The sequence below is a fragment of the Pseudomonas sp. TE3911 genome, from assembly GCF_054062775.1.
In genome coordinates this window covers 3,321,401-3,342,608 of record NZ_JBSSFP010000001.1, presented here as the reverse complement: position 1 = coordinate 3,342,608, position 21,208 = coordinate 3,321,401, and the positions used below count along the sequence as shown (strand labels likewise).

At 56.3% G+C, this 21,208-nt stretch carries 18 protein-coding genes and 1 tRNA gene; 14 read left to right on the top strand and 5 right to left on the bottom strand.

The window, feature by feature from the left end; translation table 11 throughout:
- Nucleotides 1-4: 4 nt before the first annotated feature.
- From ACVWXD_RS15010 to ACVWXD_RS14995, 4 genes are all read left to right on the top strand, one after another.
- Nucleotides 5-721: an MgtC/SapB family protein gene (locus ACVWXD_RS15010; RefSeq protein WP_032886625.1), complete on the top strand. Its 717-nt coding sequence runs from the start codon at nt 5-7 to the stop codon at nt 719-721.
- Nucleotides 722-1,002: 281 nt separating this feature from the next.
- Nucleotides 1,003-1,632, top strand: coding sequence for a response regulator transcription factor (locus tag ACVWXD_RS15005; RefSeq protein WP_032886624.1), 630 nt, complete (start codon nt 1,003-1,005; stop codon nt 1,630-1,632).
- Nucleotide 1,633: 1 nt separating this feature from the next.
- Entirely contained in the window at nt 1,634-5,251 is a 3,618-nt protein-coding gene (locus ACVWXD_RS15000) for a transporter substrate-binding domain-containing protein (RefSeq protein WP_457371148.1), read from the top strand.
- Between the two features lie 134 nt (nt 5,252-5,385).
- Nucleotides 5,386-5,808: an ANTAR domain-containing protein gene (locus tag ACVWXD_RS14995; protein ID WP_032886621.1), complete on the top strand. Its 423-nt coding sequence runs from the start codon at nt 5,386-5,388 to the stop codon at nt 5,806-5,808.
- Here the strand turns inward: ACVWXD_RS14995 and dkgB are convergent.
- The 3 genes from dkgB to ACVWXD_RS14980 all read right to left on the bottom strand — a co-directional run bounded on the left by dkgB (nt 5,805) and on the right by ACVWXD_RS14980 (nt 8,335).
- A complete protein-coding gene (dkgB, locus tag ACVWXD_RS14990; protein ID WP_122753692.1) occupies nt 5,805-6,623 on the bottom strand; it encodes a 2,5-didehydrogluconate reductase DkgB in 819 nt (272 codons plus the stop codon). The genes ACVWXD_RS14995 and dkgB overlap by 4 nt on opposite strands.
- Nucleotides 6,624-6,794: 171 nt before the next feature.
- Nucleotides 6,795-7,859, bottom strand: coding sequence for a 3-deoxy-7-phosphoheptulonate synthase (locus ACVWXD_RS14985; RefSeq protein WP_457371147.1), 1,065 nt, complete (start codon nt 7,857-7,859; stop codon nt 6,795-6,797).
- A gap of 341 nt (nt 7,860-8,200) precedes the next feature.
- The gene (locus ACVWXD_RS14980) at nt 8,201-8,335 is read right to left on the bottom strand and encodes a hypothetical protein (protein WP_256585361.1); all 135 of its coding nucleotides are present in this window, start codon (nt 8,333-8,335) and stop codon (nt 8,201-8,203) included.
- Between the two features lie 146 nt (nt 8,336-8,481).
- On the opposite strand from ACVWXD_RS14980, the gene ACVWXD_RS14975 reads away from it, so the two are divergent.
- Together ACVWXD_RS14975 and ACVWXD_RS14970 are read left to right on the top strand one after the other, a co-directional pair.
- Complete coding sequence (locus ACVWXD_RS14975; RefSeq protein WP_122681483.1) at nt 8,482-9,231, top strand: carbon-nitrogen hydrolase family protein; 750 nt, start codon at nt 8,482-8,484, stop codon at nt 9,229-9,231.
- Nucleotides 9,232-9,657 (top strand): GNAT family N-acetyltransferase, encoded by a 426-nt coding sequence (locus ACVWXD_RS14970; RefSeq protein WP_122681482.1) that lies wholly within the window; start codon nt 9,232-9,234, stop codon nt 9,655-9,657. It begins immediately after the preceding gene.
- Nucleotides 9,658-9,692: 35 nt separating this feature from the next.
- Here the strand turns inward: ACVWXD_RS14970 and ACVWXD_RS14965 are convergent, their stop codons facing one another.
- On the bottom strand, nt 9,693-9,932 hold the full coding sequence (locus ACVWXD_RS14965; protein ID WP_032886615.1) for a DNA-binding protein: 240 nt from the start codon (nt 9,930-9,932) through the stop codon (nt 9,693-9,695).
- Nucleotides 9,933-10,014: 82 nt separating this feature from the next.
- On the opposite strand from ACVWXD_RS14965, the gene ACVWXD_RS14960 reads away from it, so the two are divergent.
- The 6 genes from ACVWXD_RS14960 (at nt 10,015) to ACVWXD_RS14935 (ending at nt 15,804) form a co-directional block, all read left to right on the top strand.
- Nucleotides 10,015-10,380, top strand: coding sequence for a helix-turn-helix domain-containing protein (locus ACVWXD_RS14960; RefSeq protein WP_032886614.1), 366 nt, complete (start codon nt 10,015-10,017; stop codon nt 10,378-10,380).
- A 151-nt stretch (nt 10,381-10,531) separates the two neighbouring features.
- Complete coding sequence (gene gacA / locus ACVWXD_RS14955) at nt 10,532-11,173, top strand: response regulator transcription factor GacA (RefSeq protein ID WP_032886613.1); 642 nt, start codon at nt 10,532-10,534, stop codon at nt 11,171-11,173.
- A 1-nt stretch (nt 11,174) separates the two neighbouring features.
- On the top strand, nt 11,175-12,998 hold the full coding sequence (gene uvrC, locus ACVWXD_RS14950) for an excinuclease ABC subunit UvrC (protein ID WP_095186526.1): 1,824 nt from the start codon (nt 11,175-11,177) through the stop codon (nt 12,996-12,998).
- Nucleotides 12,999-13,030: 32 nt separating this feature from the next.
- The gene (gene pgsA, locus ACVWXD_RS14945) at nt 13,031-13,591 is read left to right on the top strand and encodes a CDP-diacylglycerol--glycerol-3-phosphate 3-phosphatidyltransferase (protein WP_032886611.1); all 561 of its coding nucleotides are present in this window, start codon (nt 13,031-13,033) and stop codon (nt 13,589-13,591) included.
- Between the two features lie 60 nt (nt 13,592-13,651).
- A tRNA-Gly gene (locus tag ACVWXD_RS14940) sits at nt 13,652-13,727 on the top strand.
- Nucleotides 13,728-13,962: 235 nt separating this feature from the next.
- Nucleotides 13,963-15,804: an integrase arm-type DNA-binding domain-containing protein gene (locus tag ACVWXD_RS14935; RefSeq protein ID WP_183703924.1), complete on the top strand. Its 1,842-nt coding sequence runs from the start codon at nt 13,963-13,965 to the stop codon at nt 15,802-15,804.
- 633 nt (nt 15,805-16,437) lie between these two features.
- Here the strand turns inward: ACVWXD_RS14935 and ACVWXD_RS14930 are convergent.
- Nucleotides 16,438-17,589, bottom strand: a complete 1,152-nt coding sequence (locus ACVWXD_RS14930; RefSeq protein WP_183703927.1) for an HNH endonuclease signature motif containing protein — start codon at nt 17,587-17,589, stop codon at nt 16,438-16,440.
- A 565-nt stretch (nt 17,590-18,154) separates the two neighbouring features.
- On the opposite strand from ACVWXD_RS14930, the gene ACVWXD_RS14925 reads away from it, so the two are divergent.
- Nucleotides 18,155-19,300, top strand: a complete 1,146-nt coding sequence (locus ACVWXD_RS14925; protein ID WP_457371146.1) for a hypothetical protein — start codon at nt 18,155-18,157, stop codon at nt 19,298-19,300.
- Entirely contained in the window at nt 19,300-21,069 is a 1,770-nt protein-coding gene (locus ACVWXD_RS14920; RefSeq protein WP_183703930.1) for an ATP-binding protein, read from the top strand. The genes ACVWXD_RS14925 and ACVWXD_RS14920 overlap by 1 nt, the downstream gene beginning before the upstream one ends.
- The last annotated feature ends 139 nt before the right edge of the window (nt 21,070-21,208 follow it).

The following is a 21,208-nucleotide window of genomic DNA, read 5'->3' as shown; positions in this document are numbered from 1 at the left end:
TCCTATGCAAGCAATCAACAACATCAACCTCAACTCCCTGATCGACACCTTGGTCAGCCTCACCGCCGCGTTTATCCTCGGTGGCCTGATCGGTTTCGAGCGCCAGTACCGGCAGCGCACGGCGGGCCTGCGCACCAATGTGCTGGTGGCGGTGGGGGCAGCGATTTTTGTCGACATGGCCAACCGACTCGGTGGGGCGGAAGGCGCGGTGCGAGTGGTTGCGTATGTGGTGTCGGGCATCGGCTTTCTTGGTGCCGGCGTGATCATGCGCGAAGAAGGCAATGTGCGTGGCCTCAATACCGCCGCCACGCTGTGGGCGTCGGCGGCCGTGGGGGCGTGTGCCGGTGCCGACCTGGTGCTCGAAGCGTTGCTGGGCACGCTGTTTGTGCTGGCGGCCAATACCTTGCTGCGGCCAATCGTCAATAACATCAACCGCCAGCCGCTGGATGTGGTGTCGGCGGAAGTCACCAACATCCTGTATGTGATTGCCCGACGTACCCAGCAAACCGCGGTATTGGCGTTGCTGGAATCCGAACTCGCGCGCTGTAACTACCCTGCCAGTGATGTCGACGTGCGTCCGTTCGGCACCGAGGAGGTGGAAATCGAAGCCACACTGGCGGTGACGTCGGTCGACGGTGACGAGTTGGACGCCCTGGTGGTGCGGATTTCCAGGTCGACGCTGGTGGTACAGGCCTTCTGGAGCCCGAGTACCACCGAGTAACGTTCGATGACTCAACCTTGCTGTGCCGAGGAAAAGTCCTACATTTAGTCGAGATTATCCCTTCATTGGAAAAAACAGTCGGTTGTTAAGGTTGCGCGCTTGCGCCTGCTCAGGAATCAAGGCGCGGCTTTACGTGTTTACTGTTTTTTTCAAAAGGAGGGGCCTTTACTGCCTGAGTTGTTGTAGGGAGTAATCAGCACCGTTTGTCGGAACTGTTACTTTTCACAGGTAGTTGGGTCTCGCGTGATATGTAAGCGTACTGATCTTCTCAGGGGAGTCTTATGAGCAACAAAGCTTTAATAGTGGATGACCACCCTTTTATACGCGCCACCGTCAAATATCTGCTGAAGCAGGAGGGCTTCGACAAAATCTACCAGGCGGGTAACGGCGCTGACGCCATGCAGATTGCTCGCGAAACCCGCCCTGACCTAATCATTCTTGACCTGGCGATGCCTAAGCTCGGTGGGTTGGAGGTGATCAGCCGGATCAAGGCGCTGGAGCTGCCTTGCAGGATCCTGGTGCTGACCTCTTATCTGGCGGTGTTCTTTTCGACTCGTTGCATGCGCGCTGGTGCGATGGGGTTTGTCGCCAAGACAGGTGAACTTGATGAGCTGCAGAAGGCGATCAGGGCGATCAGGTCTGGCTACAGTTGCTTCCCCAGCCTGCCCACCAGTTCGGTGCGTCGCGACGATTTGCAGTCCACTGAGCAGGAGTTGGTGGCGGCGCTGTCTGACCGCGAATTGACGGTGTTGCAAAAGCTGGCGCTGGGCCTGGGTAACAAGGAGATCGCCGAGGACATGCTGTTGAGCCATAAGACCATCAGTACCTACAAAACGCGGCTCAAGGAGAAGTTGCGCATGTCCTCGGTGGTTCATCTGTCCAAGTTTGCCCAGCGCAATCATCTGATCTGAAATGATTACCTCCCGGCTGGCGAAACACGCGGCCATCCTGCTGATGGGGCTGTTGCCTTGGGCGGCGATGGCCATCGAAGCACCCCGCGACCTGAGACTGCTGGGTCACTCCACTTTTGCAAACCCTTCTGTAGTGTTGGACGAGGCCGACTGGCGCTGGCTGCGCGAGCGGCGCACGCTGTCGATGGGCGTGTCGGCCCCTGATTTCGCCCCCTTTGACCTGAGCAGCAACAACGATGAATTGGAGGGCATTACCGCAGACTATGCGGCACTGGTCGCCCAGGCACTGAATGTCTCGATCGACGTGAAGCGGTACGACACCCGCGATGAGGTAATCGATGCCCTCAAGGCCGGCGAGGTAGATTTTGTCGGGTCGGCCAATGGCTATGAGGCGGCTGACTCGGAGTTGGTACTGTCCCGTTCTTACGCCAATGACCAACCTGCGCTGGTAACGCGCGCAGGGGAAAGCCAGGCGCTGAAAGCTGACCTTTCGGGTAAGCGCGTGGCGATGCTCTACCACTACATGCAGCCCGACGCCGTTCAGACGTTTTATCCCAATGCACAGTTGCTCTTATTTGCCTCGGCCTTCGAAGCCATAGGTGCTGTCGCGTTCGGCCAGGCCGATGTGTACCTGGGGGACGCTATCAGCACTCGTTATTTGATCAACAAGAACCACCTCAACAACGTGCGCATGGCGGATTTTTCCGCACTGGAGGTCAACCCTTTCGGGTTCGCATTCGCCAAGGACAATACACGCCTGTTGGGCATCATCAACGCTGCTTTGGCCGACGTTCCGGCCAGCCAGCAGCTGGAAATCCTACGTCGTTGGAGTGCCGGTGGCAGCGGGTTTCTGGAGGCGGATCAGCTGCGCTTGAGTGAAAGCGAGCAACGCTGGCTGGAGAAGAACCCTCGGGTGAAAATCGCGGTGCTCGACAAGTTTGTGCCGCTGTCTTTTTTCAACGGGCAGGGGCAATTCGAAGGCTTGAGCGCCGAAGTACTGTCGCGCATCAGTTTGCGCACAGGCTTGAAGTTCGATGTAGAGCGCGGCAGTTCGCTGCCCGCGCAAATTGATCAGGCCAGCGCGGGTCGTGTGGACATGCTGGCGGTCGTCACCCCGAGTGCCGAGCGGTCCGAAAAGATCCGTTTTACCCGACCTTACCTGTCCAACCCCTATGTGTTGGTGGTGCGTGCCGACGACGAGCAACTGGTGACCCTGGAAGATATGCCCGGCAAGCGCCTGGCAATCGTTAGCGGCGACAGCCTGGTCGCACAAATCGCCAAGGACTATCCCAATATCGGGTTTGTCGACGCGCAGAACCCTGAGCAGGCAATGGAATGGGTGGCCAATGGCAGCGTCGATGCGACGGCGGTTTCGCTGATCAGCGCGCGCTACATGATCGCGCGCCATTACCTTAAACGTTTGCGTATCACCAGTACGGTCGGGAGGGAGCCTGCGCGGATTACGTTTGGAGTCAACCGCAGCGAACTGGAGTTGTACTCGATCCTCGACAAGGCATTGTTGAGCATTTCACCCGAAGAAATGGATGAGCTGACCAACCATTGGCGCAGCGAGATCATCATCGAAGACAACTACTGGATGCGTCACCGCAATATGATTATCCAAGGGTTCGGCTTAGCCGCGCTGCTGTTGCTGGTGACGCTGGGCTGGGTGTTCTACCTGCGTAATCTGATTCGCAAACGCGCCCAGGCCGAACGTGCTTTGAGCGACCAGATGCGTTTTATGAGTGTGCTGATTGATGGCACGCCGCACCCCATTTATGTGCGTGATCGCCTGGGTCGCTTGATGGCCTGCAATAACGCCTATCTCGATGTATTCGGGTTCAAGTTGGAAGACGTCATCGGTAAGACAGTGGTGGAAACCGATACAGGTAACCCGCCCCAGGCCCGTTCGTTTCATGCCGATTATTTGCGTTTGATGGAGTTGGGTGAGCCGCAGATCCATGACCGCGTGCTCAAGGTGCCGGGTGGTGGCGTTCTGACCATTTACCAGTGGATGCTCCCGTACCGCGATAGCAATGGCAGTGTCGTGGGCATGATTGCGGGCTGGGTGGATGTCAGCGAGCGCCAGCGCTTGTTGCGCCAGTTGCAGGAAGCGAAGGAGGAGGCTGACGCGGCCAATCGTGCCAAGACTACGTTCCTGGCGACCATGAGTCATGAAATCCGCACTCCCATGAACGCAGTGATCGGCATGATCGAGCTGGCGCTGAAGAATGCCGAACAGGGCAGGGCTGACCGGGATGCGCTGGAGGTCGCGTCGGTGGCGTCCCGGGGCATGCTGGAGTTGATCGGCGATATTCTCGACATTGCACGGATCGAATCCGGCCACCTTTCCCTTAGCCTGGAGCCAGCCAATCTGCACGAACTGTTGGCCTCCGTGGCGCGGGTGTTTGAGGGGTTGGCGAGGGACAAGGGCCTGTTGCTGCGAGTGGAACTTGACCCTTTGATAGATCGACCCGTGATCGTCGACCCGCTGCGCTTCAAGCAGGTGGTGTCCAATTTATTGGGCAATGCGATCAAGTTCACCGCCTCCGGTCAAGTGTCGCTGGGCGCCCAGGGCGTACCTGTGTTGGACAGTGACCAACTGAACGTGCGGTTGTGGGTGGAGGATTCGGGCATTGGCATCAGCGCCGAAGACCAGCAGCGCTTGTTCAACCCCTTTATCCAAGGCAGTAATAATGAGCAGCCAGGGCGAAGTGGGTCGGGTCTGGGGTTGGTGATCAGCCGTAACCTGTGCGAGATGATGGGCGGTCAACTGCATTTGAGTAGCGTGCTGGGCAAGGGCACGCGAGTGGACGTGACATTGGCGCTTGCGATGACCACCGCCGTGCCGGTCTCTGCACCGGTCCCGCATATACCGCCTGCCCGTGGGTTAAATATTCTGGTGGTGGATGATTACCCAGCCAACCGCTTGTTACTGGCTCGACAACTGAGTTTTCTGGGGCATCGCATCACTTCGGCAGAGGACGGTGCCCAAGGATTTGCACTGTGGCAGGCCGGACATTTTGATGGCGTGATCACCGATTGCAATATGCCCTTCAAGGACGGTTACGCGTTGGCGCGTGACATTCGTGCACAAGAGCACCAGCTTGGGTTGACGCCGTGCCTGTTACTTGGGTTCACCGCCAACGCACTGCCGCAAGAGGCTGAACGCTGCCGGCAAGCAGGCATGGACGGTTGCCTGTTTAAACCTACCGGCCTTGAGGACTTGCGCTTGGCCTTGGCATCACGGACCGCCGGAGTCGCCACGGATAACGCCGGAGCAGCGTTTGATTTAAGCCCGCTGCTCACGCTGACGCAGGGCGATGACGATGCTCTCAGCGAGCTGCTGACGCCTTTGCTGGACAGCCTCGAAGAGGACCGTGCTTTGCTGTCGACGCTGAAAGGGCAAGGCGCTTTCGCCAAGCTTCACGACCTGGCTCATCGTGTCAAAGGAGGCGCGCGCTTGGTCAAGGCTGAAGTGCTGACCTCCTGCTGCGAGACCTTGGAGGGCGCATGTGAGCGGCGTGATAGGGGGGCGTTGGACGCTGCAGTTGAGTCCGTAGACGCGGCCATCGAACAGTTGCAGCACAGCCTGAGTCGTTATGGCAATCAGGCTTGACTGAGGAGGAGGGCCATTCGGTTGATTTGGGAGAACTCCTACGCGAAGCGGGAATATGCCTGATTTTGTCCTCGGGATATGTCTGGAAAATAGGCGGCGCTCACTGACGAGCGCTGCCTGCCCAGGTGTTTGCCATGCCGAACAAAGCACTGACCATCCTGATTGCTGATGAACAACACCTGCAACGGTTGTACATCGAAAAAATGCTCAATCAGTTGGGGTACCACCGGATCGTGCCGGTACAAACCTTCGAAGAAGTCCAGATACTCACGGCTATCCCAGCCGAACCCTTTGACGTGCTGATTATCAGCGCGGGTTTGATAACCCATGGCTGCGGGCCCCAGCCCCAGGTGCGCCATGTACTGGTCTACGATCACCTGGATTTGGGGGCACCCTGCGGCGCAACATCGGCGGTGGTGGTACGGCTTCCCGGTGTGCCGGACAACGTCAATCTCGAACATTTCATGGACATTATCGACCCACCCGAGGCCACGGTCGGCCTGCGGGTGTTGCCGTGGCTGCGCGAGTTATCGCGCAAAACGGTGGCGGGGGTTTAGTCCCACTTCGGCGCGATGCCCTTGGGGCTGGTCAAGCGGTGGCCACGTTCCAGCCCGGCAATCTGCGCCATATCGGCAGGGCTCAAGGTCAGCTGCATGGCCTTGAGGTTGCTTTCCAGATTGGCGTGTTTGGTTGACGATGGGATGACCGCGTAACCCAACTGCATGGCCCAGGCCAGTGCGACTTGTGCCGGGGTGGCTTGGTGGTGCTCCGCGATCTGCTGGATCACGGGGTCTTTGAGCACTTCGCCGTAAGCCAGAGTCATGTACGAGGTGATCTGGATACCGTTGGCGGTGGCAAAATCCACGACGTGCTGGTTTTGCAGGTAGGGGTGCAGTTCGATTTGGTTGGTAGCGATGTGCTCGGCGCCCACGGCTGCGATGGCCTGCTTCATCAGGTCGATGGTGAAGTTGGAAATACCAATCTGGCGCGTCAGGCCCATGCGTTTGGCTTCCAGCAACTGCCCCATGAACTCGGCGACGGGCACTTGGTCTTCCGGCGATGGCCAGTGGATCAGGGTCAGGTCCAGGTAATCGGTCTTGAGCTTGCGCAGGCTTTCCTTGAGGCTTGGGATCAGTTGGCCTTCGGCGAAATTGGCGATCCAGATCTTGCTGGTGATAAACAGCTCATCCCTTGGGATGCCACTGTCCGCGATAGCTTGGCCGACATCTGCTTCGTTCTCGTAGATTTGCGCGGTGTCGATGGCGCGGTAGCCCAGTTCAAGGCCGGTGCTGACGGAGTCGATTACCACTTGGCCTTGCAGGCGAAAGGTGCCGAGGCCGAAGGCGGGGACTTTTTGCGTGAGGATAGACATCAGTAACTCCATTAGGGCTGTAGGCAATGGAGTCAAGTATCCCCTCGTCGTTCCTTCGCAAACACAGTCGAATCCGAAAAGGACTCTTGACTGAATGTCACGAATGGCAAGTGTGTGGGGCTGGGGCATGAGGCGCTGTACCCACTGTAGCAGCGCCTTGAACGATCAATCTTAAGCGCGCAGGCGCTCGGCAGCCGCTCGCAACAACTGCTCGGTGGCGGTCCAGCCCAGGCAGCCGTCTGTCACTGACACACCGTATTTCATCGAAGGGCTCAACGGCTGGCAGCCTTCGAACAAATGGCTTTCGAGCATCATGCCGATCAGCGAGGTGTCACCCTGCAAGCGTTGCTCCAGCACGTCATTGAAGACGGCCGGCTGACGCAGTGGATCCTTGCCGCTGTTAGCGTGGCTGCAATCGACCATGATCCGTGGCATGACCTTGGATTGGGTCAGGCCATGCTTCACCTCTGCCACGCTCTGAGCATCGTAGTTCGGCCCACGGTGACCACCGCGCAGCACCAGGTGGGTATCGGGGTTACCTGAGGTCTGAATGATGGCCGGGTGGCCCTGGCTATCGACGCCGAAGTGACGGTGCGGATGGGACGCCGAACGCATGGCGTCACAGGCGATCGCGACGCCGCCGTCGGTGCCGTTCTTGAAGCCCACGGGCATGCCCAGGCCGCTGGCCATTTCGCGGTGGATCTGCGATTCCGTGGTGCGCGCGCCAATCGCCACCCAGCTGAGCAGGTCATCGAAGTAGCCGGCGGCCATGGGTTGCAGCAGTTCAGTGGCGACGGGCAGGCCCAGGCGCAGCATCTCGCGCATCAGTTCGCGTGACAGGGTTAAACCGGCGGCCATGTCATCACTGCCATCCAGGCGAGGATCGTAGGCCAGGCCTTTCCAGCCGATCGTCGTGCGTGGTTTTTCGACGTAGGCGCGGATCACCAGCAACATCTGGTCACTGACCTCAAGGGCCAGTTTCTTCAGGTTGCGGGCGTATTCCATGGCCGATTCCGGGTCGTGGATCGAGCATGGGCCGACGATCACCAGCAAGCGGGAATCTTCGCCATTGAGGATGGCGCGCACGGCTTGGCGATGGGCGTGGATCTGTTCAGTGAGGAACGGGCTGAGGGGCAGTTGGTGCTTGAGCTCAAGGGAGCTGGGCAGACGCTGGGTCAGGGATTCATTGGCGCAAGTCAGAGCGGCAACGGGTAGAGCGGCGACGGAGGAGTTCATATTCATTGCTTCCTGGTCAAGCGGCGGGCTATTCCCGCGCGCTTGGCCTACTGGGGTGTTCGACAATTGGCCGTATCGGCTACGTGTGTTGGCTTGCCACCAATAGGTGACCGATCGGAGGCGGCAGGCTGTCCCGAGCGGAGCTTGCTAAATCGCCATGCAGTGCAAGTGTCGTAGCGGTAATAGGTGGCGTAGTTCATGTCGTGATTCCTTTAAGTGTTCTTGACCAAGTTGAAAAGTGTATGGAGGCCTGAAAAACAAAACCCCCGGTCGGGGAGCCGACCGGGGGTTAGATTTCTCTGGTAGGCGACCCCTTGAGTAGTGGGCGCCGATTTCAGGTATCAGGCGCGCCAGTGGCTAAACCAATACCCAAAATAAAAGCTGACCAGTGCGCTCGAACCGTTCACACGGGTAGCCGACACCGAGCGCTGGGCGCTGGCAGCAGGGCAAACCTGAGTGTGGGTGAGTTGCAACATGGTGTGTCTCCAAATGATGGTCGGAGCTTACTAGAGGCAAGCAGGGAGATTCAATCAGTAATTTCTATTGTGTGGGGGTACTTACGGCTATGGGGTGAGTGCCGATATGCTGGTCACACTCACATACCGATTGCTTGGACGCGACCATGACTGCCTTCAGCCTTGCTGCTGCTCAATCCATTTCCATTGCGGGCGATGTGCCGGCCAACATCGAACGCCATCTGGCATTTATGCGTGCTGCAGCGGAGCAGGGGGTGCAATTGCTGGTGTTCCCCGAGCTGTCGTTGACGGGCTATGAGCCGTCGCTGGCTGCTGAACTGGCGATTGCGCCAGAGGATCGGGTGCTGGCGCCCTTGCGGGAAATGGCGCAGGAGCTGCGACTGACGGCGGTGGTGGGTATGCCGATCCGACTGGCGCCAGAGGCGGGTGTGTTGATCGGTGCTCTGGTGCTGGGCGCGGACGGCTCCCTGGCGGTCTATACCAAGCAACATCTGCATGACGGCGAAGAAGCCGCGTTTGTCCCAGGGCAGGGCGGTGCTGTTGTTGAATTTGGGGCTGACCGGATTTCACTGGCGGTGTGTGCAGACTTTTCCCACGCCAGTCATCCGCGTGCTGCGGCGCAAGCGGGCGCCACTGTCTATGCCGCCGGTGTGCTGATCAGTGAAGGCGGCTACGCAACTGACAGTGCGCTGCTCCAAGGCTACGCCGCTGAATATGGCTTGCTGGTGTTGATGGCGAATCATGGTGGGCCTTCGGGTGGCTGGGCCTGCGCGGGTCGCAGTGCGATCTGGGCCGCCGATGGCAGTTTGCTTGCTGTTGTGCCCGGGGTAGGGAATGCGCTGCTGATCGCGAGTCGCCACGCCGAGCGTTGGACCAGCCAAGTGATAGCTCTGTAAATGGCCTTTCACCTGCGCGCTGCGACCGACCAGGACCTGCCCTTTGCACGAACGCTGACCCAACAAGCCATGGCCCGCTATTACGTTCAGTACGGGTTGTGGTGGTCCAACGATGGCTTCGACACCGCGTGGGCAGGTCGGGAAAACTGGCTGATTTGCCGGGACGACACCGTTTTGGGGTTTATCAGTCTGAGCCGTGATAGCCGGGCGCTCTACATTCGGGAGTTGCATCTGCTCGAAGACTGTCGCGGGATCGGCGCCGGGAGTTGGGTATTGGCGCAGATGACGCTCAAGGCGCAGGTGCTGGGCCTGTTGCGCCTGACCGTGTTCAAGACGAATCCGGCCAAAAAACTCTATCTGCGTATGGGATTCAATATCGTGGGCGAAGAAGACTACTTCTTGCGAATGGAGCGTGTCTGCAGCTAAACCATGCGTTCAATCCTAATAAGCGCATACTGGCTTCAGGAGTTGACTTCCTGATCGGCGTTTTGGCCATCAGCCTCAGAAAGGATAATCCCTTCTTTCATACCCAAAAGGACCGCTACCTTGTGGGCCTCCCCACGCCGTCCCTTTTTGCGCCCAGCGAGCACTTGATAGGTGGTTGCCGGATCGACGCCATGTTCTCGAGCGAACGCTTGAACTGACTTGCCTTGGTGTTCCAGCCAGGCCTTGGCTTGTGCTGCGGTACGGATTCCGGGCATAGTTCAAAACCGTTCAAGTTTGTTTAAATAAGGGATGAGAGTGTCACCTCTTGGGGTGTGCCAAACAGGATCATACATCCAAATGAGTGGAATCGGTTTGCGTTTGAGGCAAGAAAGGGAGCGACTTGGTCTGTCGCAAAAAGTATTTGGTGAAATCGGAGGCGTTGAAGCCAACGCACAAGGTAAATACGAAAGTGGAGGACGTGCACCTAAAGCGGACTACTTGTCTCGCGTCGCCGCGAGAGGTGTGGATGTGCTGTACGTTTTGACTGGCGCAGCCACGCCGATTCAATTGGAAAACCTGAGCCACATCGAAGAGAAGGTACTCGGGGATTACCGCGCAATGTTCAAGGAAGACCAGGCTGCGATCCGTCGCCTGACCTCTACTTTGGCCGAGCATTCATCGTCAATGAATGGAAAAGCCAAGCCAAACCCCCAGGATTCCTGACGCTTCGCCCAGCAAATTGAGCCATCCGCCTCCCGGCGGGTGGCCGTCGCTTAACCAAACTCCATATATATGACGCGTGCAACTAGGTCTGCGCCTTGGTTTTTTGCTAAGGTGTTCGGCAACCTATAAGACCATTTCGCGAGGTGTCTGCTTGATTAGGGTGCTAGTAGTCGATGACCATGATCTCGTTCGTACAGGCATTACACGAATGCTGGCTGACATCGATGGCCTGCAAGTAGTCGGCCAGGCCGAGTCGGGGGAGGAATCCCTGATTAAGGCCCGGGAGTTGAAACCCGATGTGGTGTTGATGGACGTCAAGATGCCTGGGATCGGCGGTCTTGGTGCAACGACCAAATTGCTGCGCAGCCATCCGGACATCAAAGTCGTGGTGGTGACTGTGTGCGAGGAAGACCCGTTCCCGACACGTCTGCTGCAGGCTGGTGCTGCGGGTTACCTCACTAAAGGGGCAGGCTTGGCGGAAATGGTCCAAGCCATTCGCCTGGTGTTTGCCGGCCAGCGCTACATCAGCCCGCAGATTGCTCAGCAGTTGGCCATCAAGTCCTTCCAGCCTGTCAGCGACTCGCCGTTTGATGCACTGTCGGAGCGGGAAATCCAGATCGCCTTGATGATCGTCGGTTGCCAGAAGGTCCAGACGATCTCCGACAAACTGTGCCTCTCACCCAAGACCGTTAATACCTACCGCTATCGCATTTTCGAGAAGCTCGCCATCAGCAGTGATGTTGAATTGACCCTGCTCGCGGTGCGCCACGGCATGGTGGACGCCAGCGCCTGACATGACCACACCGTTTGATCCGAGTGCCTTTCTCTCAACCTGCAGTGGCCGCCCTGGCGTGTACCGCATGTTCGACAGCGAGGCCCGCCTGCTTTACGTCGGCAAAGCCAAGAACCTGAAGAATCGTCTGGCGAGCTATTTTCGCAAGAGCGGTCTCGCGCCGAAAACTGCCGCCCTGGTAGCGCGCATCGCCCAGGTCGAAACCACCATCACCGCCAATGAGACCGAAGCGCTGTTGCTTGAGCAGACGCTGATCAAGGAATGGCGGCCGCCCTACAACATTCTGCTGCGTGACGATAAATCCTACCCCTATGTGTTTTTATCGGACGGTAATTTCCCGCGCCTGAGCATTCACCGCGGGGCGAAGAAGGCGAAGGGCAAATACTTCGGGCCTTATCCCAGCGCTGGGGCAATTCGTGAAAGCTTGAGCCTGCTGCAAAAAACCTTTTTTGTGCGCCAGTGTGAAGACAGTTTCTACAAGAATCGCACGCGGCCTTGCCTGCAATATCAGATCAAACGCTGCAAGGCGCCCTGTGTGGGCCTGGTGGAGCCCTCGGAGTACGCCGAGGATGTGCGCCATTCGGTGATGTTCCTAGAAGGACGCAGCAATGCGCTCACCGATGAGCTATCGGCAGCCATGGAGCAGGCGGCGAGTACCCTGGATTTTGAGCGGGCTGCGGAGCTACGCGACCAGATCTCCTTGCTGCGCCGTGTCCAGGACCAACAGAGCATGGAAGGTGGCACCGGCGACGTTGACGTGATAGCGGCCTTCGTCAACCCGGGCGGCGCTTGTGTGCACCTGATCAGCGTGCGCGGCGGGCGAGTGCTCGGCAGCAAGAACTTCTTCCCGCAGACCGGTATCGACGAGGAAGTAGCCGAAGTCATGGCCGCCTTCCTGGGCCAGTACTACGTGAGCAGCCCTGAGCGCGACCTGCCGTCGGAGCTGATCGTCAACGTAGTGCACGAAGACTTCCCCACCTTGATCGAGGCGATCCACGAACTGCGTGGCCGCGAGCTGGACATCAGCCACCGCGTACGCGGCACCCGCGCGCGTTGGCAGCAATTGGCGGTGACCAATGCCGAGCAGGCCCTGAGTGCGCGCCTGGCCAACCGGCAGCATGTGGCCGCACGTTTCGACGCCCTGGCCGAAGTCCTCAATCTGGACGAGCCACCACAGCGCCTGGAGTGCTACGACATCAGCCACTCCAGCGGCGAGGCCACCGTAGCCTCCTGTGTGGTGTTTGGTCCGGAAGGGCCGATCAAATCCGACTACCGGCGCTACAACATCGAAGGCGTGACCGCCGGCGATGACTACGCCGCCATGCACCAGGCTCTCACGCGCCGCTTCAGTAAGTTGAAGGACGGGGAGGGCAAGTTGCCGGATATCCTTCTGGTCGACGGCGGCAAGGGGCAACTGTCCATGGCCCGCGACGTGCTCAACGAGCTGGCGGTACCTGACCTGATCCTGCTCGGCGTGGCCAAGGGGGCCACACGCAAAGCGGGTTTCGAGACGTTGTACTTGAATGATGCCGCCCATGAGTTCACTTTGAAGGGCGATTCGCCCGCGCTGCATTTGATTCAACAGATTCGCGACGAAGCTCACCGTTTCGCCATTACCGGCCACCGCGCACGCCGTGGCAAAACCCGGCGAACCTCAACTCTGGAAGGGGTGGCCGGGGTCGGCCCGACGCGACGTCGCGACTTGCTTAAACATTTTGGTGGCTTGCAGGAGCTGTCCCGTGCCAGCATTGACGAGATAGCCAAAGCACCCGGTATCAGTAAAAAGCTCGCTGAGCTGATTTATGCGAATCTGCACAGCGAATAGAATGCCTTTCCACCTCGTAGCCAGTTGTGCCGATGAATATCCCTAATCTGATCACCGTTCTACGCGTCTTGCTTATCCCGATTTTCATTTTGTTGTTCTATCTGCCGTACGAATGGAGCTACTTGGCCTCCAGTTCGGTGTTCGCCTTTGCGGCTGCCACCGACTGGCTTGACGGCTACCTGGCCCGCCGCTTGGAGCAGAGCACGCCTTTTGGCGCGTTCCTGGACCCCGTGGCCGACAAGCTGATGGTGGCTGTCGCTCTGGTCCTGCTGGTGCAGGAGCACGGTAATCTGTGGCTGACACTGCCGGCCGCGGTGATCATCGGTCGTGAGATCGTCGTCTCGGCTCTGCGCGAATGGATGGCCGAAATTGGCGCCCGCGCCCACGTAGCCGTGTCCAACATGGGGAAATGGAAAACTGCCGCGCAAATGCTCGCGCTGGTCATCCTGCTGGCGAACCCGTCCGATTTCTCCTTTTGGGTATTGCTGGGCTACGCCTTGCTGCTTATCGCCGCCGGTCTGACCCTGTGGTCGATGCTCCAGTATCTGCGCGCTGCCTGGCCACATCTGCGCACTACTGTTGAAAAGAAATAAAACTTTTTTGAATCAAGAGGTTGACGGGTGCTCAGGATTCTATAGAATGCGCATCACCAAGCGGGAATAGCTCAGTTGGTAGAGCACGACCTTGCCAAGGTCGGGGTCGCGAGTTCGAGTCTCGTTTCCCGCTCCAAATATTGCGCTGCAGAGTTCCACTAAATTCTGTAAGTGATTGAAATCAGGGCCTTTAGGCCCTTTTTTCGTTCCAGCGGGAACCACTGAAATCCAGCTCCATCCAGTGCTTTTAAGTCCCGATTTAAGTCCCGAACGAGGATCTTGGATTTGGATGTGCACTGAATCGGTTTTTTGCTGGAGCAGCTTGGATAGCGAGACGAGCATCTGGCCCTGACTCTGTTCAGGAGCTCTCGATGGCACTCTCAGATACCACCGTTCGGCAAGCCCGAATCACCGGCAATGACTACACGATAGGCGACACGGATGGGCTCGCGCTCAACGTGACCGCACGCGGCGGGAAAATCTGGCGTTTCAGATATTACTGGGCGGGTGTGCAGAAGCGCATGTCTCTCGGCAGTTATCCGCAAATCAGTCTCAAAGAAGCCCGTACTCGACGTGACGAGGCACGCGCCTTGGTCGCCCAAGGCATCAATCCCTATGAGCACCGTAAACAACAGCGTCGTGCTGTTCGTTTTGCGGCAGAGCATACCTTCGAGGCCGTGTTCAATCAGTGGGTGGAGTTTCGCAAACTGAGCCTGAAGGAAGGCCGGCAAAGCACGCTCTCGCAAATCTTGAGAATCTTCAATAAAGACGTCCTGCCCACGCTGGGTGGGCGGTCCATCTACGATATCAATCGTCACGATCTGTTGGATTTGCTGAGCAGGATTGAGCAGCGCAAGGCCTTAACGACCGCCGAAAAATGCCGGACCTGGTTCAACCAGTTGTTCCGCTATGCGTTGGTGAAGATCGAGGGGCTGGAACACAACCCAGCTTCAGACCTTGATGTGGTCGCACTTCCCAAACCTCCCGTGACGCACAATCCATTTCTCCGAATGGATGAGCTTCCGGCATTGATGGCTGCTCTTCGAAACTACGGTGGCGCCAACCATACTCGGCTTGGCCTTCGGTTGTTGTTGCTGACCGGTGTCCGCACGGGCGAATTGCGGTTGGCGACACCCGACCAGTTCGATCTGGAGAAGCGCTTGTGGGTCATACCGGCGGAAGTGGTGAAACAACTCCAGCTAGCGATGCGGAAGCCTGGAAAGCAGACCCAAAACGTACCGCCTTATATCGTGCCGCTGTCAGTTCAGGCGCTGGAGATCGTGCGTCACTTACTGGACCAGGTTGTTCCCGCACAGCGCTACTTGTTTGCGCATCGAAGCGACCTGAGCAAGCGTATCAGTGAGAACACGCTGAATGGCGCGTTACGTCGGATGGGGTACGCCGATCAACTTACCGGGCATGGGATGAGGGCGACGATCTCGACGGCGTTGAACGAGATCGGATACCCGAAGGTTTGGGTGGATGCTCAGCTTTCTCACGCGGATCCGGACAAGGTGAGTGCGGCCTACAATCACGCGGAATATGTCGAGCAGCGCCGGACCATGATGCAGGATTGGGCGAACCGTCTGGATCTTTGGGGGCAAGGCCAGCTGAAAGCGGCTAGCTCTCCGCTTACTATTCGTTTAGAAGGTGCAGCTTCGTTACCTTCGTTGGAAAGCGCGAACGCAAACGCCGTTCTGTACAGCAGTGGCTTCCCTGCGACGACGGCCCCAGTCTCCAAAATGTCCGTCAGCAACGAACAGGTCCTTAACGCGGCTCAGTATTCACCTGTCCTACCTATTCCAATGCAGACTGAACAGCTGCGCGAACCCCAAGTATCTGACATTCAACGCCAGCGCGCCGAGATGCTAGCCACCTATGAGGCTTCGAGTAATTTGCCGCTGCTAGTCTTCGCCAAATTGGCAGGCAAATCCAGAGATCAGATCAACCGCGATATCAAGGCTCGGCGCCTGCTGTCTTTGAGCCTCGGGAATCGCGGTCAGCGCATTCCCGATTGGCAGCTTGATCCACTGCGGCATAAGTTGGTGCTTGCGGCGTTAGCGCAATTTCCAGATATAGATGCGTGGAGGCTTTATGGCGCCCTTTGTAAGCCTCATGAGCGATTAAAAGGTCGCGCGCCAATCGATGTGCTCAATATGGCAAATTTCGACGGGACCGCACGAATCGTTTGCAGTGCGCTGGGTTCAAGCTGAGGTGCTGTCTTTTTGCTGTGATGGATGTCGCTGCTTGCTTGGGTCCATCTAGCTCGGGCTGCCGTAAGTGCGTGAACTTCACGCGTTGCCTGAGGTGCGGCGGAGATGTTCGGCAAGAGGCTTCTATTGCGCAGGAAGACACCCTTTGGCATCATCTCGCTCCCGCCCTCTCTTTTCAGCTCTCCATCCCTCTCATTTGGGGGCTGCGTCTTGGGGATGGCGGGTAACCACCCGGCCTCGTGCCGGGTTTTTTATTCGTTCGGCAGGCACGGCTGGCGGACAAACTTGGAATATCCAGCTACCCCATGTATAGGGTGCTAAAGGGAGAGTGTTCGAATCACTCCGTCCCGACCATATTTTTCAATGTCGCCGAATCTGAAAAGATTGGGTTAAGACATTGAGCACCAGGAATGGCGCGCTACGCGCAAGCTCAGGTGTGAGGAGGTGACAGCTTTGGCACTGGTGAGGGAGTCGGCGGGAAGAAACGGGATTACCCTAGTCATTCCTATTGACTGAGCAGTTGCCGCTACAACCTCCATGCTTGTCAGGGAGCTTGGTGTGTGTCGGTGCGCCGAGCACTTACCAGGTACAAAGGTGAGTTCGAAGCGTCAAGCCGGGCAGCCCTCGACCAAGTCAAAATACAGCATCGAATTGGCTCATATCGATGTCAGAATCATCATCTCTTTGGTGAGGTAGCCCGGAATCGTGAAGGCTTTGCTCGTACGTCCGTCCCTTCAAGTCGGAAGAGTCGTTTCTAATTGCCAACACCGTCCCAGCAATATGCAATCCACCATCCATACGCCGGATTTGCCTGACTTGAATAAGGCTACCAACCGACTGTCGACCTGTTAGCCAAAGACTCCAAGCGGACACTGAGGTAGCTTCGGCCGAGTCAAATATGAAGCTAATAATTACGTGATTTGCTGTTCGTGTACCTCTGCGTAGAGCGATGCCCACTGGTGCTGGTAACTCATCTGAGAATGAGTGAGCACCTTGAACAAATATGATGTCGCCGGGCGCAATCGTGCATCCCAGCACGCTTCGGTCGAGGTGGTCTGAAATGTTCCTGACAACGACGTCCTGCATTACGGCCGCAAACAGCGCAGTAACATAATAGTAAAGCTGTATTCGATCTGAGTCCGCGTACATAAAGCTGCCAGCTGTCACCCTCTTCACGACCGCACCTGCTTGGTCACAGACCCCTGCCGTGATTGCCTGCTGAAAGCCCGATACAGCAGTGGGGTCTACTCCCAACCCCTGCGCCAACTCGAACAGACGCAGATGATTAAAGTAAAGCCAGTTATCAAGCTGGAGCTGACTTCCTTGCTGAATAGCCAGGGCATCATCTCGTACAACCTGCTGTTCCCATTGAGCCTTGAGGCTTGAAATACGTGATGACGTCAGATTCTGTTCAAGCTGCCGATTCGTATGCGCCTCTCCATGATGGATAGTGCACAGCACCGCTAGATTCGGCGTTGAGTGATCACGACTGGTAGACCACTCGTTAATATGGTGCACAATAATTGGTCTTTGAGGATCACGGCAGACACAGCAAACCCAGCGGTTGGCAAACAAGACTTTGACAAGATCCTCCTGAGGTATCGCTGGCCGGGTTCCGCCGTATATAGCTGCGATTTGCTCAGCATTCAGTCCAAGCGCTGACAACGCATTTTCACTCGAAAGCTTTAGCTTCGCCAATGTCTGACCTGCGAACCGCAGCCTTGCGGCCGTCTCACTATCGAAGCCGCGCGCCATGAGAGCTTTTTCAGTTGGATTATTCGTCATGCTCGAGACTATAGGCCATGATCGGGCTCATGGTGAACCAAGACAGCAAGCCAAACGGCTGCTTCGAATCACACACTGGCCTAGGTCGTTCCGACATTAACTGCTGAAGTGGCGAAACGTCGGAACACCTGAGTGCCTCGGTGCCAAACAAAACGCAAAAAGGAGTATTCCGCCGATATTTTCGAGTGCCAAACATCGTGCAAAGGAGTGCCAAATCCGGCGCGTCCTTAAATCAGGGCCGCTTTCGTGTGCCTTGAGCGTGGCTGCCGCACCTCATGCCAACAAGACCTATTACTGACCTGTCAGGCTCTGTGACATGACCCGCAATTCCCCGAGCATAAAATGGCTACAAGGCGTCAAGGCTGATGGTTAAAGTGCACCTCGTTGGTGAGCAGGAGGTCGGTGCCGCGTCTGGCTTGCTCCGAACGCTACTGCCGGGCTGGCAGTGCCATGAGAAAGACATGATGCCATTAGTAGACAGTATGGTGGCAAAACAGTAGCGTGCAGGGCAGGCCTCTCCAGAACGGTTATAGGAGGCGCGGAATAGGAAAAGGCTCAAGGCCGAATGACAGGAGGTTGTCTGTTTGAGCCCATAGAAGCACTGGATGTCTACAACAAAAATGTCAATATTCTGATCGGCTCTGGTGCTTCGGCGGATTTGTTTCCCACTTTGGGATTGCAGATTAGGGATGCGCTCGGCAACTGGGAGACGATCGAAACGCTGTCGACAAAATATGCACTGCGCCCAGAGAAGAACGCGGCGCTGTTCATGCACTATTACAATACGTGCATTCATCCGGTTCAGAAATTTTCTCCATCAGCGATTGCCACGGCTGAGGGACTGGAAAATCTTGATAATTACGAAGTTTTTTTGCGTACGCTATTAGGTTTTTTGGACAGAAGAAAGGATGTCAATCGCAAGATCAACATCTTCACCACCAACTATGATGGCTGTCTGGCGCACGCCGCTGATCGCCTGCTGGTGAGAGGGACGCACGAATTTGTCGTGAATGACGGGACTTCAGGGTTTCATAAGAAGCATTTGCACGCGAAAAACTTTAACACTTTTCAATGCCAGACCGGTGTTTTCGAGCGTGCCGCGTACGGCGTCCCGCAGCTCAATATTATTCACCTGCATGGCTCGGTCTACTGGGCAAAGAGCGGGGACAAGATTGAAGTTAGTTACAAGAATGACTTCAAAAACCTTCTCAGTCCGCACGTCATAAACAAAATTTCTGAGCTCTCAAAGTATCTGACTACAGAAGGGGGCGTCACGGACGAGATTCCGTTGGTAAAGATTACCCACAATCAGATGGAAAGATTCTGGTACGAGTACAATAAGCTTCCAATCGTGAACCCCACAAAGTGGAAATTTCACGAGACGGTTTTTGAAGAGCATTACTATCAAATGCTCAGACTACTCAGCTACGAACTGGAACGGCCCAACTCGATCTTGATTACATTCGGGTTCTCCTTTGCGGATGAGCACATCTTGAAGCTCGTTCAGCGCTCGCTGTCGAATCCCAAGCTGCAGACGTTTGTCTGCGCATACAGCCAACGAGGTGCACAGAAAATGCGCGACGAGTTTGGCGCGTGGAGAAACGTCAAGGTCATTGGCCCGCCCGAGGGGGCTGACTTGAATTTTGCCAATTTTAATAAGCATGTGCTTTCGCTCAGCCCGCAGGCCTACGTGCCGGGAGATGCTCACTGATGGTCATCCGGGTAGGTGAGGTTATTGCCGTCAGCGGAGTCAGGATTACTCTGAGGATATTTGAGGATTCCAACCAGGAAACCCTATTTCACGAGGGTAAAAAGTATAGGGGTGTTTCAATCAGAGAGCATTTGCTGATTCAACGCGGGTTCATCGATATTGTATGCCTAGTGGAAGGTGAGTATCTGGATGAGCGCAAGCTTGACGAGACCGCAGAAAAAACCTCCTACATCAGGAAGGTGGATGTTCGACCCATCGGTTACGTGGCTGACAATAAGTTCTATGAAGGCGTGAAATACATGCCGATGATCAGGGATCGTGCCTCTCTCCTAAGTGAGGAGATGGTAGGGAAGATCTACGGTGTGAATGATGGGGGCAGCTTTACCATCGGCGCGATGCTCAAAGAGAATATCCCTATCAGCCTTCCGTGGACACGGCTGTTTAACAGTCATCTGGGCATTTTTGGTAACACCGGCAGTGGGAAGTCGAACACGCTGGCCAAATTATATACGACTTTATTTCGGGAGAAACTTGCCGGGTTAAAAGGGAAGAGTCAGTTCGTCATCATTGATTTTAATGGTGAATACACTGGAGGCCAGATCCTGGCCACCCAAGATAAAAAGGTTACGGTTTTGGACTCCAAGAATGGGGCACAAAAATTCACGCTGGAAAGTGCTCATTTCTGGGATGCGGAAACCCTCAGCCTGCTTTTTCAGGCAACCACCAACACTCAGGCACCGTTTCTCCGACGGGTTCTGTCGGGGAGGGAAAAGTTTAAAGACCTGCCGCTCTCCCATTTTCTGGAAAAAACGTTTGAGCGAGTGTTTGCTGCTGCTGAACCTAAAGCGGAGGCGCTGGAGTTAACACGCGAGGTCGCCCGGATTATAGGCTCTGAGGCATTGCAGCACCACTTGGCAGGGGTAAAATACCATGCGCAGAACAAATACTTCAGAGCGCTGGAAGGGCACTACTACGATTCTGATGGGAAAGCATTTGCTGCCTTTTTGAAACCTTTCCTTGCCGCACATGTAAAACTGGATGCGCTGGACCAATTCGACGAGCTGCTTTTGCGTTGCTATCTACAGCTCTGCGGTGATGTGGTGATGGGCTATGCACAATACGAACATATCCAACCCGTGTTGGCGAGGGCGAGGTCTTCTCTGGCGGGATTGCGCAACGTATTGCATATCGTCGATGCACCACCCCCTCCCTACCTTCTGCACGTCATTTCACTGAAAAAATGCAAGAACGATGTGAAAAAAATTCTGCCAATGCTCATTGCAAAGAATTTTTATGTGAATCACAAGGAAGCAGAAGGCTTGAACAGCCCACCGACTAAAACCCTGCACTTGATCATTGATGAGGCACACAACATCCTCTCCGAGCAATCGACACGAGAGCATGAAATCTGGAAGGATTATAGACTGGAGTTGTTTGAGGAGATAATCAAGGAAGGAAGAAAATATGGCGTGTACCTGACGCTCTCCAGCCAGCGACCTGCGGACATCTCTCCTACTATCGTCTCTCAAATACACAATTTCTTCATTCATCGCCTGGTGAATGAACGCGATTTGATGCTTCTGGATAATACAATCAGCACATTGGACGCTTCGTCCAAATCATTGATACCCACGCTAGCTAAAGGGTGCTGTGTACTTACTGGAACGGCCTTTGATTTACCGATGATCCTGAAGATAGATCCTCTGCTTGAAGGGCACAGGCCTGCGAGCGATGACGTTAATCTTGAGGCGCTGTGGGCGAACCATTAGCTTTTTCACGTGATGACCCACGGATTGGCATGGCCTAAACGCTGATCCGCGGCCGGCAGCTCTTCGTGATTTTTGTACGTAAATACAACTCGAGCTTGACGGCTCCGCAGGGATGAAGGACGTCTGCGCATGCCGTCTC

Excerpts from the sequence above, each read along its gene's own strand:
- ACVWXD_RS15010 (WP_032886625.1), top strand. The coding sequence starts at position 5 with ATGCAAGCAATCAACAACATCAACCTCAACTCCCTGATCGACACCTTG.
- ACVWXD_RS15005 (WP_032886624.1), top strand. The coding sequence starts at position 1,003 with ATGAGCAACAAAGCTTTAATAGTGGATGACCACCCTTTTATACGCGCC.
- ACVWXD_RS15000 (WP_457371148.1), top strand. The coding sequence starts at position 1,634 with ATGATTACCTCCCGGCTGGCGAAACACGCGGCCATCCTGCTGATGGGG.
- ACVWXD_RS14995 (WP_032886621.1), top strand. The coding sequence starts at position 5,386 with ATGCCGAACAAAGCACTGACCATCCTGATTGCTGATGAACAACACCTG.
- dkgB (WP_122753692.1), bottom strand. The coding sequence starts at position 6,623 with ATGTCTATCCTCACGCAAAAAGTCCCCGCCTTCGGCCTCGGCACCTTT.
- ACVWXD_RS14985 (WP_457371147.1), bottom strand. The coding sequence starts at position 7,859 with ATGAACTCCTCCGTCGCCGCTCTACCCGTTGCCGCTCTGACTTGCGCC.
- ACVWXD_RS14980 (WP_256585361.1), bottom strand. The coding sequence starts at position 8,335 with ATGTTGCAACTCACCCACACTCAGGTTTGCCCTGCTGCCAGCGCCCAG.
- ACVWXD_RS14975 (WP_122681483.1), top strand. The coding sequence starts at position 8,482 with ATGACTGCCTTCAGCCTTGCTGCTGCTCAATCCATTTCCATTGCGGGC.
- ACVWXD_RS14970 (WP_122681482.1), top strand. The coding sequence starts at position 9,232 with ATGGCCTTTCACCTGCGCGCTGCGACCGACCAGGACCTGCCCTTTGCA.
- ACVWXD_RS14965 (WP_032886615.1), bottom strand. The coding sequence starts at position 9,932 with ATGCCCGGAATCCGTACCGCAGCACAAGCCAAGGCCTGGCTGGAACAC.
- ACVWXD_RS14960 (WP_032886614.1), top strand. The coding sequence starts at position 10,015 with ATGAGTGGAATCGGTTTGCGTTTGAGGCAAGAAAGGGAGCGACTTGGT.
- uvrC (WP_095186526.1), top strand. The coding sequence starts at position 11,175 with ATGACCACACCGTTTGATCCGAGTGCCTTTCTCTCAACCTGCAGTGGC.
- pgsA (WP_032886611.1), top strand. The coding sequence starts at position 13,031 with ATGAATATCCCTAATCTGATCACCGTTCTACGCGTCTTGCTTATCCCG.
- ACVWXD_RS14935 (WP_183703924.1), top strand. The coding sequence starts at position 13,963 with ATGGCACTCTCAGATACCACCGTTCGGCAAGCCCGAATCACCGGCAAT.
- ACVWXD_RS14930 (WP_183703927.1), bottom strand. The coding sequence starts at position 17,589 with ATGACGAATAATCCAACTGAAAAAGCTCTCATGGCGCGCGGCTTCGAT.
- ACVWXD_RS14925 (WP_457371146.1), top strand. The coding sequence starts at position 18,155 with ATGACAGGAGGTTGTCTGTTTGAGCCCATAGAAGCACTGGATGTCTAC.
- ACVWXD_RS14920 (WP_183703930.1), top strand. The coding sequence starts at position 19,300 with ATGGTCATCCGGGTAGGTGAGGTTATTGCCGTCAGCGGAGTCAGGATT.